At 49.8% G+C, this 15535-nt stretch carries 13 protein-coding genes; 5 read left to right on the plus strand and 8 right to left on the minus strand.

Annotated elements, in window-relative coordinates:
• The first annotated feature begins 233 nt into the window (after window positions 1–233).
• From Pan54_RS16765 to hemG, 5 genes are all read left to right on the plus strand, one after another.
• Window positions 234–2876 (plus strand): c-type cytochrome, encoded by a 2643-nt coding sequence (locus tag Pan54_RS16765; RefSeq protein WP_242631353.1) that lies wholly within the window; start codon window positions 234–236, stop codon window positions 2874–2876.
• A 560-nt stretch (window positions 2877–3436) separates the two neighbouring features.
• On the plus strand, window positions 3437–4813 hold the full coding sequence (locus tag Pan54_RS16770; protein WP_146504578.1) for a sulfatase-like hydrolase/transferase: 1377 nt from the start codon (window positions 3437–3439) through the stop codon (window positions 4811–4813).
• A complete protein-coding gene (locus Pan54_RS16775; RefSeq protein WP_146504579.1) occupies window positions 4810–5181 on the plus strand; it encodes a response regulator in 372 nt (123 codons plus the stop codon). Before Pan54_RS16770 ends, Pan54_RS16775 begins: the two co-directional genes overlap by 4 nt.
• A gap of 51 nt (window positions 5182–5232) precedes the next feature.
• Window positions 5233–6303 (plus strand): uroporphyrinogen decarboxylase, encoded by a 1071-nt coding sequence (gene hemE, locus Pan54_RS16780; protein WP_242631354.1) that lies wholly within the window; start codon window positions 5233–5235, stop codon window positions 6301–6303.
• Window positions 6300–7760: a protoporphyrinogen oxidase gene (hemG, locus tag Pan54_RS16785; RefSeq protein ID WP_146504580.1), complete on the plus strand. Its 1461-nt coding sequence runs from the start codon at window positions 6300–6302 to the stop codon at window positions 7758–7760. Before hemE ends, hemG begins: the two co-directional genes overlap by 4 nt.
• Window positions 7761–7777: 17 nt before the next feature.
• On the opposite strand, the gene Pan54_RS16790 is transcribed toward hemG, so the two are convergent.
• The 8 genes from Pan54_RS16790 to Pan54_RS16825 all read right to left on the minus strand — a co-directional run bounded on the left by Pan54_RS16790 (window position 7778) and on the right by Pan54_RS16825 (window position 15092).
• Window positions 7778–9067: an ATPase, T2SS/T4P/T4SS family gene (locus Pan54_RS16790; RefSeq protein WP_146504581.1), complete on the minus strand. Its 1290-nt coding sequence runs from the start codon at window positions 9065–9067 to the stop codon at window positions 7778–7780.
• Window positions 9068–9155: 88 nt separating this feature from the next.
• Window positions 9156–10046, minus strand: coding sequence for a 4-hydroxy-tetrahydrodipicolinate synthase (gene dapA / locus Pan54_RS16795; protein ID WP_146504582.1), 891 nt, complete (start codon window positions 10044–10046; stop codon window positions 9156–9158).
• A gap of 108 nt (window positions 10047–10154) precedes the next feature.
• Window positions 10155–11063, minus strand: a complete 909-nt coding sequence (locus tag Pan54_RS16800) for an NAD(P)-dependent oxidoreductase (RefSeq protein ID WP_207310162.1) — start codon at window positions 11061–11063, stop codon at window positions 10155–10157.
• A 331-nt stretch (window positions 11064–11394) separates the two neighbouring features.
• The gene (locus Pan54_RS16805; RefSeq protein ID WP_146504584.1) at window positions 11395–11850 is read right to left on the minus strand and encodes an ExbD/TolR family protein; all 456 of its coding nucleotides are present in this window, start codon (window positions 11848–11850) and stop codon (window positions 11395–11397) included.
• Between the two features lie 113 nt (window positions 11851–11963).
• Window positions 11964–12392, minus strand: coding sequence for an ExbD/TolR family protein (locus Pan54_RS16810; RefSeq protein WP_146504585.1), 429 nt, complete (start codon window positions 12390–12392; stop codon window positions 11964–11966).
• Window positions 12389–13105: a MotA/TolQ/ExbB proton channel family protein gene (locus Pan54_RS16815; protein WP_146504586.1), complete on the minus strand. Its 717-nt coding sequence runs from the start codon at window positions 13103–13105 to the stop codon at window positions 12389–12391. The genes Pan54_RS16810 and Pan54_RS16815 overlap by 4 nt, the downstream gene beginning before the upstream one ends.
• Window positions 13106–13293: 188 nt before the next feature.
• On the minus strand, window positions 13294–14115 hold the full coding sequence (locus tag Pan54_RS16820; protein ID WP_146504587.1) for a glutaminyl-peptide cyclotransferase: 822 nt from the start codon (window positions 14113–14115) through the stop codon (window positions 13294–13296).
• Between the two features lie 68 nt (window positions 14116–14183).
• Window positions 14184–15092, minus strand: coding sequence for a TatD family hydrolase (locus tag Pan54_RS16825; protein ID WP_146504588.1), 909 nt, complete (start codon window positions 15090–15092; stop codon window positions 14184–14186).
• Between the last annotated feature and the right edge of the window lie 443 nt (window positions 15093–15535).

Consider the following 15535-nt stretch of genomic DNA (forward strand, 5'->3'; position numbering starts at 1 on the left):
ATGAGCGTCTCGGATCGGATTTGGCCGGACTCAATGCAATAATCACTTTAATCGGATTCAACAAAAAAGCCATGATACGAATATCACTGACTTGATGCTGAATCTCAATAAGTGGATTTCCCGAGGCCGGATTTCCTGCTAAAATATGCAGCCTTGCTTATGGTTCCTTAGTGCACCTGTCGCGGTATGAACCATGTGTTATCCCGTTCAAATTACTAAATGAATTTTGAATTATGACCATTAAAACACTGTTTTTATCGATCTCGGTTCTCACTCTATTTGTGTTTTCAACTTCAGACATGTTCGCTCAGGAAGCAGATGGCACTCAAAAGACTGAAACAAAGAAAGCTCCTCCCAAAAAATCTCGCAGACAAACCACTGTCGGTCCAGCTATTGGGGGAAACACAGCCACGCCCGTCGATCGTATTCATGCCGCTGATGGATTTCAGGTGGAATTACTGTATTCTGTTCCCGGGCTTGAACAAGGTTCCTGGGTGAATTTGTGTACGGACGATCAAGGACGTCTTCTCGTTAGTGATCAATTTGGAGGACTGTATCGGATTACACCTCCTCCCGTTGGAGAGGTCGTCGAACCGGAATCCGTGGAAAAAGTGCCCGCGGATATTCGAGCGGTCAACGGAATGGTCTGGGCATTCGGAGCGCTGTATGTTGGTGTGAATGACTACGAACAGAAAATTCCCTCTGGCTTGTATCGGATTACCGATAGCAATGGAGACGATCAACTTGACAAAGTCGAACTCCTGCATGAAGTGAAATCGAAAAGTGATCATGGCGTGCATGCACTTATGCCGACTCCTGACGGTCAAGCTCTCTATCTGATCACTGGCAACAATACGACTCCACCCGAGTTGGCTGAGACCTCACCTGTCGCGCAGGTCTGGGGAGAAGATCATCTGCTGCCAAGCATGCCGGATGGACGAGGTCACAACCGGGGAGTTTTGGCCCCTGGTGGAATTATCTATCGGGTTTCACCAGATGGAAAAATTTTTGAAGCTTACGCATCCGGCTTTCGAAACATTTTCGATGCGGCAATCAATCGTGATGGGGAACTGTTTACTTACGATGCCGACATGGAGTACGACTTCAATACACCGTGGTATCGCCCCACGCGAATTTGTCACGTAACCAGTGGAGCCGAGTTCGGCTGGCGAAATGGAGCCGGCAAAAGAATGCCATTTTATGCCGACAATCTGCCCGGTATTCTCGATATCGGTCCGGGATCTCCCACTGGTGTCACGTTTGGATATGGCGCGAAGTTTCCTGCGAAGTATCAGAATGCCCTTTATGCTCTCGACTGGAGCTGGGGCAAACTTTATGCCGTGCATTTGCAGCCCGATGGTTCTTCCTACAAGGCAACCAAAGAAGAATTTGTGACCGGTGCTCCGCTGCCGATAACCGATGCCATTATCAATCCCAAAGATGGGGCCATGTATTTCACAATCGGTGGCCGTCGCGTTCAGTCTGGGCTTTACCGAGTGACCTATGTGGGAGAGGAATCGACTGCTCCCGTTCCCAACGTGAGCAGCGAGAGTATGGACAGAGCCATAAGGCATCAACTGGAAGCATTTCACGGCAAGCAGGATCCTCAGGCAATCGAATTCGCTTGGCCTTATCTCTCCAGTGAAGACCGTTTCATTCAATTTGCAGCCCGGACTGCGATAGAGCACCAGCCAATCGAGACCTGGGCTGACAAAGCTCTCACAGAGCAGGATCCCTCCAGGCAAGTCGTTGCACTGCTGGCCCTGGCACGGGTCTCTGGAGTCTGTCCGCAGCATCGAAATGAGAAGTCTTCGCCTGTCGATATCGAGATGCGAAAGAAACTTCTGACCGCAGTCCTGTCGATCGATGTCAGCAAGCTGGAACTTCCTGAACAACTGACATTACAACGGACAATTCAGATCATTCTAAATCGATTTGGAAGACCAGATGAGGCAATCGTTCAGAAATTGATTGAACAGAACGATCCCCTCTTTCCTTCGGACTCAGCCGAGTTGAACTGGTTGCTCTGCGAAACGCTGGCCTGGCTGCAGTCTCCCACGGTCGCCGAAAAGGCGATGAAACTGATCGCCGATGCTCCCACGCAGGAAGAGCAAATGCAATACGCGCGATCCATTCGCATGCTCAACACCGGTTGGACGAAAGAATTGCGAACCGAATATCTGGAATGGTTCCTGAAAGCAGCCAATTACAAAGGGGGGGCGAGTTTCGATAAATTTATCGAGTTCATCCGAGATGATGCTGTCGCCTCAATGAGTGATTCTGAAAAAGAAGCCCTGGCCGAGCTCCTGGCAAAGAAGCCCGTCAAAAAGTCTGCTCTGGAAAATCTGGGAGAGGTGTTTGTAGGTCGAGAAGAAAAGACCTGGACGCTTGATGAATTATCAGCCGTCGCACAAACCGATTTGAAAGATCGAGACTTTGAAAACGGTCGCCGGATGTTTGCCGCATCGGGCTGTTACGCCTGTCACCGCTTTGGAAATCAGGGCGGCATGACCGGTCCCGACCTGACCTCTGCAGGACGCCGCTATTCCCCGCACGATTTACTCGATCAGGTCATTAACCCGAGCAAAGTCATCAATGAACAGTTTTCTGCAATTACCGTAGTTACCGAGAAGGGATTGGTCCATACCGGTGTCGTCGTGAATCTCAGTGGAGACTCGATGACACTGAATACCGATTTGACCGATCCCAATAAGCGGGTCTCTATTGATCGAAAAGAGATTGATGAAATCGTTGTTTCGAAAACCTCACCCATGCCTGCAGGGTTATTCAATAAAATGACGAAAGATGAAATCCTCGACTTAATCGCCTACCTGATCAGCGTGGGCGATTCACAACACGAATACTTTGCGAAATAGTCGCTACATGACCGTGCGCGATTTTTGGACACTCTTGAAATGAGAGATTCGCTCGATATGCTGCATCAAATCCTTAAATAATCAGTGATTTTCTGGGTGGCACGTCCCAGAACGAAGTGATGGGCGTGGGGATTGCAAACGACCACGCCCTTCGCTTTGCTCAGGGCGTGCCACCCATGATCCAATCATTTCGACTTCAATCTTATTCCAACTGTATAATAATTGCGCACAGTCATTTAGTGGATCGTTCCGATTAAAACTTCGGGTTTTGTGCCACTAATAATTTGGGTTGATGTTCTTATAAAGCACGATAACGGAGTGCGTTACCGTTATTTGATGACCAAATCCAAGCCCTGAAAGGGGACTGGGAACAGATTGAGGATTGGCGTCCGCTGATTTCTTGTTTTGTGTTTTCGATCTAACTGCAGCAAAACACAGGCATTATTCCAGATCACCATATGCTGACAGATAAAGAGTGGTAAAACATGTTCTCCGCATTCAAAGATCATACACGGCTTGCGATCATCAATTCTGCTCACCGGGTGTCGTTTAAAAGGCATATGCAAATTAGAATAATATTCTACTCGATTCTGTTCGCAGCGGCGGCAATTGTCCAACTCATCGATACGCCACCAGTTGACGCAGATCAACCCGATCGCCCAAATCTGATTTTCATCATGGCCGATGACATGGGCTATGAGTGTGTAGAAGTTAATGGAGGCACTTCCTATAAAACGCCCCGTTTGAATCAGCTGGCTGATACCGGGATGCGATTTACTCATGCGTATTCTCAGCCAATCTGCACTCCTTCACGGGTTGAGTTGATGACTGGAAAATACAATCAGCGTAATTACATCCGCTTCGGAGTCCTCGATCCCGCTCAGACGACATTCGCTCAGGTACTCAAAAAAGCGGGCTACAAAACTTGTATTGCCGGTAAGTGGCAGCTTGAAGGAGGACTCGAGGGGCCGCATCATTTTGGATTTGATGAATATTGTCTCTGGCAGTTGACCCGTCGTCCGAGTCGTTATCCCAGTCCCGGACTGGAAATCAATGGTAAAGAAGTCGACTTCCCCGGCAAATACGGGCCAGACATCGCCAGCGATTTTATTTGCGATTTCATTAAACGAAATGATGATCAGCCGTTCCTGGTTTATTATCCGATGATTTTGCCTCACTGGCCATTCGAACCGACGCCGGACAGTGAAGAATGGGATCCGAATTCCCAAGGGGCTGGCGGCAGTCAAAAGCATCCTGAATATTTTGTCGACATGGTGAACTACACCGACAAAATGGTTGGCAAGATTATCGATCAACTCGATGCCTCGGGGTTGCGTGAGAACACGCTCGTCATCTTCACAGGCGACAATGGCACTGCGACCAGTGTGACGTCCATGATTTACGGGAAATCGTTTCAGGGAGGTAAGGGAAGCCCGACTGATGCCGGGATGCATGTCCCGATGATTGCCAACTGGCCCGGCACGATTTCCTCAGGTATCGTCAATGAGAATCTCGTCGATTTTACCGACATCTTCCCGACGCTGATCGGGACCGCTGGCGTCGCTCCTCCGGATGATTTGGAACTGGACGGTAAAAGCATTCTTCCTCAGTTACTGGGCAAAAATACGGAACCACGGGAATTTATTTATTGCTGGTATGCCCGCAATGGAGGCAAAACGGGCGATGAATTCGTGCAGAACAAGACGTTCAAGTTTTATCGGGACGGACAATACTATAACATTGCGAATGATCCACGCGAAAAAACGCCGCTGGATGTGAACAGTCTTAATCCCAGGGCTCAGGAAAATCTGACGAGTCTCAAACAGGCCCTGTCAAAATACGATAATACTCGGGTGATGCTGCCAGAGCCTTATCCGAAACAAGTAACTCCTGCTCAAAAGAGTCCAAAGAAGAAAAAACAGAAAAATTCCCAATGAAAAAGAAGGTCCTCAGTGTTGGTCAGTGTGTTCCCGATGATGGAGCTCTTAAAAATTATCTGACCACTCATTTTGATGTTGAGTTCACCCGTTCACCGAACAAAGAAGATGCACTGGCAAAAATCCGGACTCAGCCATTCGATTTGATCACCGTGAACCGCAAGCTTGATGAAGACTACACCGATGGGATGGAAGTCATCAAATCGATACAGTCCGATCCCGATATCAATACGACTCCCGTGATGCTGGTGACGAATTATCCTGAGTCGCAGGATGAAGCGGTCGCAGCAGGGGCTGAGTATGGTTTCGGAAAACTCGAGTACAACAAACCGGAAGTTCTGGAACGGTTGAAGAAGTATCTCGGGTAGATAGTCATCGATAATGAAAAGTTAAGTCCCCCCTCCCTCTGGGAGAAGGATATGAAATCACTCTCCGCCTCTGGAAAATGTATGCCTGCTTACGAACAATCACGAATGATGAAAGCGATCCGGTGTGAGCCGGTCGATACGACACCGGTCTGGATTATGCGACAGGCGGGACGCTATCTCCCGGAATATATGGCGGTCCGAAGCAAAGTCACATTCATTGAACTTTGCAAAACACCGGAAATAGCAGCCGAGGTGACATTGACGGCTCAGCAGGTTCTCGGTGTTGATGCCGCGATTCTCTTTGCCGATTTACTCCCCATGCTGCAGCCAATGGGCATGAACCTGACCTATGAAAAAGGAGAAGGCCCCAAGCTGCACAACCCTTTGCGAACTTCTGCCGATGTCGATCGGTTTCAGGAACTCGAAAATGTCGATGAACTTGAGTTTGTGTTCGATGCAGTCAAATTGATTCGAGCCGATTTGCCGGAAGAGATTCCGCTCCTCGGCTTTGCCGGGGCTCCTTTCACTCTGGCTTCTTATGCGATTGAAGGCAGCGGGAGCAAGAATTACATCCACACCAAAACAATGATGTATACCGATCCCGGCAAGTGGGATGCGATCATGTCCCGGCTCTCCAATACCATCATCCGCTATTTAACGCGGCAGTTCCAGGACGGTTGTCAGGCGGTTCAACTTTTCGACAGTTGGGCCGGTTGTCTCTCGCCGGATGATTATCGACAATATGTTCTGCCATACACAAAACGAATCATCGCCACTGTTTCCGAGCATGGACCCGTCATCAATTTCCTGACCGGCAATCCGGCTTTGCTTCCGCTGCAAAAAGAAGCAGGCGGTCGTGTGATGGGCATCGACTGGCGCTGCGATCTCAAAGAAGCCCGCGAGCTGTTTGGCTACGATGTGGCCGTACAGGGAAATCTCGATCCCGTTACACTGTTCGCCGATATCCCAACCATCCGCGAGAAAGCGAAAGTCGTGATGGACAAAGCTGCTGGTCGTCCCGGACATATTTTCAATCTCGGACACGGCGTGATGCCCGACATGAAGCCGGAGAATGTGAAAGCACTCGTCAATATTGTCCATGAACTGGGTGCGAGCAGATGAACGAGAGTCCTCAGACTCCCCTTCGCTGGGCTGTGATTGGCGGAGGATTGAGCGGTCTGGCTGCCTGTCAGCATCTGCTTACAGTGAGCAAATCGAAGTCTACTCCAGTAGAGATCGATCTGTACGAAGCATCTGACCGGCTCGGCGGCGTCTTCGGCACGATTGAACAGGATGGCTATCTGCTCGAAACGGGAGCCGATATGTTCATCACGAATAAACCTGCAGCACTCAAGCTGGCGAAACAACTCGGCCTGGAAGATCGGTTGATCGAAACCGAAGCGAGCTATCGCAAAAGTATGATATTGTGTGAAGGTCGTCCGGTCCCGACGCCTGCAGGTTTCGACTTGATGGCTCCCCGTCAGCTGCATCCATTTCTGAAATCTCCGATTCTCTCCCCAGCAGGAAAACGTCGTGTCCTAAAAGAATACTGGATCGAACCAGATCCTAAAGAGGACGAGTCTCTCCAGGATTTCGCGGTTCGAAGATTTGGTCGCGAGGCCTTTGAACGCATGATTCAGCCAATGATTGGTGGCATCTACACAGCTGATCCCGTAAAACTCAGCTTACGGGCGACATTGCCACGGTTTCTGGAAATGGAAGAGCAATACGGGAGCGTCCTGCGTGGACTCAAGCTTCATTCAGAACAAGAAAATAGTGCCGATGCCATTGTTAATAATCAGGCCAGTGGAGCCCGCTATGGCATGTTTCTTTCGTTTGATCGAGGCATGTCTGTACTGCAGGACGCTCTTTTTGCGTCTATCGCAAATGGCATCACGCTTTATAAAAACTCCTCGGTTGAGAATATCACCCTGCGAGAGAACAGGAGTTACGATGTCTCTATTCAAAATGGACAGACGACCCGCACTTATGATGGCGTGATTCTGGCAGCGCCGGGCTATGTCGCCGGGAAACTTGTCGAAGGACTCAATTTGGAACTTTCCTCCGAATTGAACGCGATCCCCTACGCCTCAGCTGCGATTGTGGTTACCGGATATCCACTTTCACAGATTCAACATCCAATGGAATGCTTCGGCCTGGTGATCCCAGCCGTTGAGAATCGAAAGGTTTTAGCCGTCTCCTGCACGAGTCGTAAATTTCCTAATCGTGCCCCAAAGGGGTCAATTCAATTGCGAACATTCATCGGCGGAGCCCTCCAGCAACATCTGCTCGAACAGAGTGATGACGAGTTGCTGGCAATGACGCAGCAGGAACTCCGCGAGATATTTGGTGTCGAAGGAACTCCTGAAACAAGCCGCGTCGTCCGCTGGAATCGAGCAATGCCTCAGTATCATATAGGACATCTCGATCGAGTCAGCCGCATTCGCAGGCAATTGGAAAAGCATCCGGGACTAGCCGTGGCGGGGAATGCGTTGAATGGAGTCGGGATTCCGGATGTCATTCAAACTGCTCAAGCCTCAGTCGAAAAATGCTGGACTGAGATCACCGGAGCAGATTGAAACATCACAATTTAACGTTATGAACGAAACGCCCGCTGCAGTTCTTCGAGAGAGGTCACTCCCTCGGCCACGAGTCGCAATCCCTCATCCTTGAAGTTGGACATGCCTTCTTCACGCGCCTGGGCTTTGATGGCAGAAGCATCCTTACCCGCAGCGACAACTTCCTTCATTCCATCGGTCATTTCAACGAGTTCAATCATCGCCACTCGACCAAAATAACCACTGCCACCGCACTTTCGGCAGACACGCAAGTCTTCTCCATCTTCAGCCTGAGGAGGACGGAAGAGTGTTTGGACTTCCTCTGGCAAACCAACTTTCTTGATCAACTTGGGATTAGGTCGATAAGGCTGCTTGCACTTGTCGCAAAGTTTACGGATGAGCTTCTGTCCAAAAACACCATTGATTGTTTTGGCAACAATTTTTGGATCGCCAGCAACTTTGTAAAGCGCTGGAATCGCAGAAGATGCATCTCGAGCGGCCATTTCTGAGACGAGTGTAATTTCATCACACTTTTCAAAGGCCTGCTTGATGGTTGTTTCATTGTCGAACGGTTCGACATATGCGACATCCCCTTCCATCCGAATCAATCGTTGGAGAGCTGTTTCGAGATCATCAGTCTCTCTGCGTTCAAACTGTGTCACGCTCCCCAATTCGCGATGACCGACATCAATCAAGGCAAACGTCGCCCGCACATAGGCATCAATTCCCCTCAATATGGTAAAGGCGAGCGAAGTCACTTCAGAGTCCGGAGGGCCTGCAGCGAGTACGATTCCTTTTTCGTTTGTCAATTCTCGAATTTTATCGATGGTCGCCTGGCTGAATTCGAGTTCTGAGGGAGAATATTTCGCATTTTTGACATCAATCAGATTGACCGTCAGTCGCTCGGCTCCACCGCCAAGCGGCTTGGTCTCCATCATCAACAGATATTTGCGGTCATCAAACTCAGCTCGAATTCCGCCCGATTGAGCTTCTTTACGATTTTTGACATCCATTCCAGAGACCAGCTTCAGGCACTGAATGACCGCCATCCCTTCTTTGCTGCTCATCCGTCCCCCGGCAAAGCCAACTCCATCCACATACAGTTGAATAACTGCCCGTTCACCTTTTGGCTCGATGCGAATTCGCTCGGCACGTCGTTCGAGAGCGTCCGTCACAATTTCTTTGGCGCGTAGTAGTCCGACTTGAGCCAGTCGGGCATGTTCAGAGATATCGACTTCGACTCCGCTGAATGTCCCCTGAAACATGACGAGTTCGACTTCGTCTTCGTAATCGTCTTCTTCTTTCTTCTTACCAAATCCAAAAATCACCGGACGGACTCCGCTCTATGTTTAATGAGATGCATGCGATAATCGTGTCTGAGAAAATCCATTCTCTCTTTAATCATGACAAACAGATTCAGGACTTCAATCCATAGTTGTCCAGAGTATTCTTCAGGCTTTCAATGCCAGCCGGTTCAAGAGATGTCAGTGGCAAACGTAAGTCGCCCGTATCGCGACCGAGGATTTTCATCGCGGCTTTGACTGGAATTGGATTGGTCGCCAGCGAGAGCATATCCCGACACAAGCCAAACAATTTGTAATGCAGCTTGCGGGCTTCGTCCCAATTGCCTGCGCTGGCCGCTTCGACCATCGCTTTGACATCTTCAGGAACAATATTCCCAACTACTGAGACGACACCACTGGCACCAAGAGACATCAACGGCAAAGTCAGGCTGTCATCGCCTGAGAGCACGGTCAATTCGGTGGCGGCCAGAACCTGAGACGCCTGATCCATTGAACCGGTTGCTTCTTTGACTGCGACGATGTTCTCCAGTTCCGCCAGCTTGATGATTGTTTCCGGTTCGATATTCTTGGCAGATCGTCCAGGAATGTTGTAGACAACAACCGGCAGTTCCCCTTCCTCGGCAACCGCTTTGTAGTGTTCGTAAAAGCCGGACTGCATCGGCTTGTTGTAGTAAGGAGAGACGATCAATGCTCCATCGGCTCCTGCTTTCTTCGCCTGCTTCGTCAGACGAATGGCCTCAGCCGTACTGTTCGAGCCAGTCCCTGCCATCACTTTGGCGCGACCATTTGACTGCTCGCAAGTGATCGCAATCACGCGGTCGTGCTCATCATGGGAAAGTGTCGGGCTTTCTCCAGTCGTGCCACAAGGAGCCAGAGCATCGACACCGGCTTCGATCAACTGATCGACCAGTTTACGCAGCCCTGCCTCATCGACTTTGCTATCTCGGAAGGGAGTGACCAACGCCACAGTCACTCCCCGAAACATCTCGCCTTGTCGTGCCATTTGATAACCTGTTTTTCGTCTGTCAAAAAAAAGTTCTGTTTTATGGTCGGACAGAACTCGTAGTGTGAGGTTCGATTTGAATTGGATTTGATTCAGACATGCCTCGAATTAGCGAGATTTCCAGTCGATTTTCGACATTTCGGCCAACGCCAGAATCAAGGCCTGAACACCATCACGTCCATGACCAATCGCTTGGAGCGAAATGTATAGTTGTTGAGCCAATGCCAGGCCGGGCAACGAAATCTGCATGCGTCGAGCTTCCGCCAATGCAATCCCCATATCTTTGATGAAATGCTCAACAAAGAAACCGGGATCGAAATCGTTGCCCATCATGCGTGGACCATAATTGGCCAGTGACCAACTCCCGGCTGCACCAGAAGAGACCGATTTCATGACCGTTTCCAAGTCGAGACCTGCTTTGTATCCGTAGAGCAATGCTTCGCAAACGCCGATCATACCGGTGGCAATCAACGTCTGATTCACCATTTTTGTGTGCTGACCAGAACCCGCTTTCCCCTGATAAACAATCGTTTTCCCCATCGCTTCCCAGCAGGGTTGTAAAGCGGAAACGATCTCTTCATCGCCGCCAATCATGATAGAAAGAGCTGCATTCTTCGCACCGACATCGCCACCGGAAACTGGGGCATCGACCGCATGAACCTGTTTTGCCTTTGCCGCTTCATAAATTTCCACAGCCAGTGAAGGTTCGCTGGTCGTCATATCGACAAGCACTGTGCCACTCTTGGCACCAGCCAGCATGCCTTCTTCACCAAGAAAAACTTCTCGGACATCACTCGGAAAGCCAACAATCGCGAAGACGACATCGGAATTTTCCGCTACCGCTTTGGGACTCTCGCACCAGGAAGCTCCCTTATCGAGCAGAGGCTGAGACTTCTCTTTGGTTCGTGAGTATATCGACAAAGAGAAGCCGGTATCGATCAAATGACCAGCCATACTCTTGCCCATCACGCCAGTACCGATAAAACCAAGCTTTGTCTCTCCGGGTTGAATTTTCATAGAAGGAAGCATCCTGTTGTATTCTTGCGAGTTCTCAAGTAATGATGGTGTCGTTTTGTACGACTCAATGTCTGCAATGAGCAATTTAGTATAATCGCTTCAGGAGACGTTTGCATCCACAGGGAAGAGATTCCTCAATGGAGTTTCCTCAATTCTGCATCAATTAGCGGGATATCATCACAGCAATTACAAGCACGAAGCGCAAGCAAGTGTGTCCATCAGGCGAATTGCACACACTCGCTTGCGCTTCGTGCTTGTAGGGTTGGGTGAACATGTTGAAAAATGTAGGTCAGCCACTCATCAATAACTATAAATAGTTTAAGAGATCGGCTTATGTCGCGGGGCGATCCATCACGAAATTGATCAGTTCAAACTCAGCCGAGCGGCAGGCGTCGTACAGCTGAACAACTTCACCAAGGGGGACATCGTCCTCGATATCGAGCAGAACAGGGCTGTCCCGCGAAATTTCCGAGAGAGCTTTCAAAGTTGGAATGAACTCCTCGAATGAAGTGAAAATGCGTCCATTCATTTCAATCAGACTGCGGGAGTTTTCCGGGCCCTGGAACAGCCGGAGTCGCACTTCGGTCACCCAGCTTTCGGTCGGTTCAGTTTGCTGAGCATCGACACTTCCGCTGGCCAGTTCTGTCGGCAGGGACATTTCGACCACTTGGTCGGTCGCCACGCAGACAAAAAAGACGAGCAGCAGAAACACAATGTCGATCATCGGCGTCATCGTCTGGTCTTCGCCAAGATCACGATCAGATGTCAGCACAGAGCGGATTCGCATTGCTTATTCTCCTCCGACCCTTTCAGAGTTCTATTATGGGTGTCAAATAACTTCAACGCACTCCGTTGTCGTGCTTTACTACTTTCACTGAAAGTCATTAACACGTGGATGCACTAAGATTCTGGCACAACCGTAAAACTGACTTTTCGCAAATTCGCCTTCGCACAGGTTTCGAGAATCGGTTTGATGAATCGATACTCGGCTGCTGCGTCGCCACGAATGCGAACCTCCTGTTCAGGATCATCCGCGTTTCGGGTTTTTTCGACTTGCAATAATATTGCTTCCAGCTCTGACCACGGTAATTGGCGGCCAGCCAGCAAGTAAGAGCCATTGCTCAGAATGGTGATTGTCATTCGTCGTGGAGAAATCGTCTCGGGATCCTCAGCTTGAGTCGCTTCAGGCAGATTGACAGTTTCGAGGGTTTCACTTTTCACAAAGTGAGTCGCGACCAGAAAAAAGATGATCAGCAGAAAGACGATGTCAATCATCGGCGTGATCGCAAATTTTAGCGAACGGGATCGTCGGGCGACTGCCGGTTTCATGTCGTCCCTTTTGTCGAGGCGGGAGCTTGAGAAACCACTTTCCGTTTGAGTCGAGCTTTTCGATATCCTGCGAAAACCTGCTCGGCCAGCAGCGAAGTTTCGAAGACCATTTCATCAACCCGATTTCTCAGCAATGCAAAACATCCCAGAGCCGGAATCGCGACACTCAGACCCATTAGCGTTGTGACGAGAGCAAAGGAAATTCCGGGAGCAAATTCCGAAACGGACGGGCTGGCCTGCGACTGAAATTCAAGAAACGCCTGAATCATTCCCCAGACGGTGCCGAGCAATCCGAGCATGGGAGTGAGTGTGCCGATGACGTTGAGATATTCGACTTTCCGCATCATGCGTGCAGAATGTTCGGCACTGGCATCTTCCAGTGCTTTCTCCACGACGCTATTTCCCAATTCAATTTCAGAAAGACCGGCCTGAATCATATCTCCCAGAAAACAGGGATTGTCTCGGCATAGCTGATTGGCTTCCTGAAGTCGGCCTGCAGTGATCAATTCATGAGCCTGTTTAGCCAGCGCGACCGGTGCCAGATTCCCACGCCGCAGCATGAGGAGGTCTTGCATGATCAATGTGACCATCACCACACTCATTCCGATGATGATATAACCAACAACCCCGCCCGCTTCGAGCAACTGCTGCCAGTCCATGGCTGGTTTCCCATCAACGGTCTGGGCGAGAACGTAATAAATCGCGTTCGTCAAAACGACTTCCTTGTTGTTATTTCAGTGTTGATGATTCGATGTCGATCATGTCACATGATTTGATTGATGAGGGTGGCGGGGGCGCTCCGCTTTAGCGGAAGCCCCCGGAAGTTCTACGATTCGGGGGCTTCTCTTCGAGAGCGCCCCCGCCACCCATGCAAACGATTCTCCATTGACCGTAGACCAATTTACTCCGTCACTTGAATCTCGAATAAATTTGGCCAGTTTTTTCCGGTGACATACAATTTGCGATTCACTTCGTCCCAGGCAATTCCGTTATAAACCGCTTCTCGATTGAGTCGGACAGAAAGAGGTTTCAACCCGCCCAGGTCGACATAGCCTTTGACACGCCCCGTTTTGGGATCAATCCGCACGATGTTATCCTGATGCCAGATGTTCGCCCACACTTCACCCTGAATGTATTCCAGTTCATTCAAATCATCAATCGTGCGTTTGCCATCGTGAACGGTAACTCGTCGCTGAACATTGAATTCTTTGGGATCGTAAAACCGAAGCGTCGCCGAGCCATCGCTCATGATCAGCGATTCGCCATCAAACGTCAGCCCCCAGCCTTCACCGGCATAGCGAACAGTTCGTGTGAGCCGCAAAGTTTCGGGGTCGTAAACAAAAGCAATGCGGTTTTTCCAGGTCAGCTGAAACAGTTCGCCATTGGCAATCGCGATGCCTTCACCGAAGTACTGTTTATTGAGTGAAACCGAATTCAATACGCGCCCTGTCGCGAGATCAACCCGCTGCAGTTTTGACTGTCCAAACTGCCCCGTGCCTTCGTAGAGGATACCCTCGTGAACCAGCAAACCCTGCGTAAAATCACTTCGATTATGATCGTACTTGGCTACCTCACGATAACGCCAGTATTCGATTTGCTGAAAATTACCCGCAGCCCAGGAAACTCCAAAGCCAATCAGCATGGCTGCAAAAATAGCGACCAGTGCCAAAGGGCGTTGCCAACGGCCTTTCGGTTTCGCAGGTTTTTCCAAGTCCGAAGTCATTTGTGATCCATCAACAACGAGAGCATCAATAGGACAGGCTTCCAGCCTGTCGATCGAACATTTACACCTTAAGAGATTAACTGTTCCGAGTCATTTGTGTCGACCCGAGGTTCCTGGCCGCGGAGGACACTGTTTCCAGAGAACAGATTTCGTTGGTCGATTGCAGGCGGATTCAGCCAGTCTTCCTCGTTGAATTGTCCACTTTGTCCGTAAGCGGCCAAAGCATTCCCATAACAGGTCAGTTCGACATCCTTCTGCGGAATGCCACGATCTATCATTAATTTCGCAGTTTTGGGCACGGCCAGGGGATCGGAAACGCCCCAGTCGGCTGAGGAATCGACGATAATTCGCTCCGATCCGAATTTCCGCACCACTTCCACCATCCGTTCGTTACCCATTTTTGTCTTTGGATAAATCGTGAAGGCAGCCCAGAAGCCTCGATCGAGCACTTCCTGAACGGTTTCCTCGTTGTTGTGATCGATCACAACCATGTGCGGCGGGACCCCGAGTTCTTCGGCGATGTCCATACTCCGCTGCGTTCCCTGCTTTTTATTACGGTGCGGGGTGTGAATCATGACGGGAAGCTCAACCTGTTGAGCCAGGATGATCTGTTCTCTCAGAAAACGCTCCTCGGCATCGGTCATGTCGTCAAAGCCAATTTCCCCGACCGCAACCACTCCTTCTTTTGCCAGATAGAGCGGCAGGATTTCCATCACCTCTTCCGCCAGCGGAACATTGTTGGCCTCTTTGGAGTTCAGACCGATTGTGCAGTAATGCCGAATACCGAATTGAGCGGCTCGAAATCGTTCAAATCCAACCAGACTCGAATAATAGTCCTGAAAGGTTCCCACGCTGGTACGAGGTTGGCCGAGCCAGAAAGCCGGTTCAATGACAGCAACAATCCCGGCTGCGGCCATTGCTTCGTAATCATCGGTTGTGCGGGCGGAGACGTGAATATGGGGATCGATAATTTTCATGGCGAGCCTTGCCCTGTCCGGGCTTTGTTATGTGTTATGGTGTCAATTTTCTACTAGTACCATGATTCAATCGATTTTGTGGGTGCCATGCTCACGCTTGCGTGAGCATGCTAATGTCGAACAATGAAATTTCATATCTCCCGCATGGCCACGCAATGGACAATTTCAAATGAATTGAGGTACTAGTTCTCTGTTCCAATTAGAAACCTGATTTCCTTATAGATCTTGAAAAGGTCTTCCGGGGTGGCGGGGGCGCTCCGCTTCAGCGGAAGCCCCCGGACATTTAATCATTCGGGGGCTTCTCTTCGAGAGCGCCCCCGCCACCCGGGTTTGATTGTTTTCCATTATATCTCTGGCACGAACCAGTGTTCTTACAAATTGTTGAATTTCTCCGGTTTTCATTTGGAACGCGGTATAGTGCTCTGTTCCCAATAAATAATAGT

It is taken from the genome of Rubinisphaera italica (genome assembly GCF_007859715.1).
Taxonomy (GTDB): Bacteria; Planctomycetota; Planctomycetia; order Planctomycetales; family Planctomycetaceae; genus Rubinisphaera; species Rubinisphaera italica.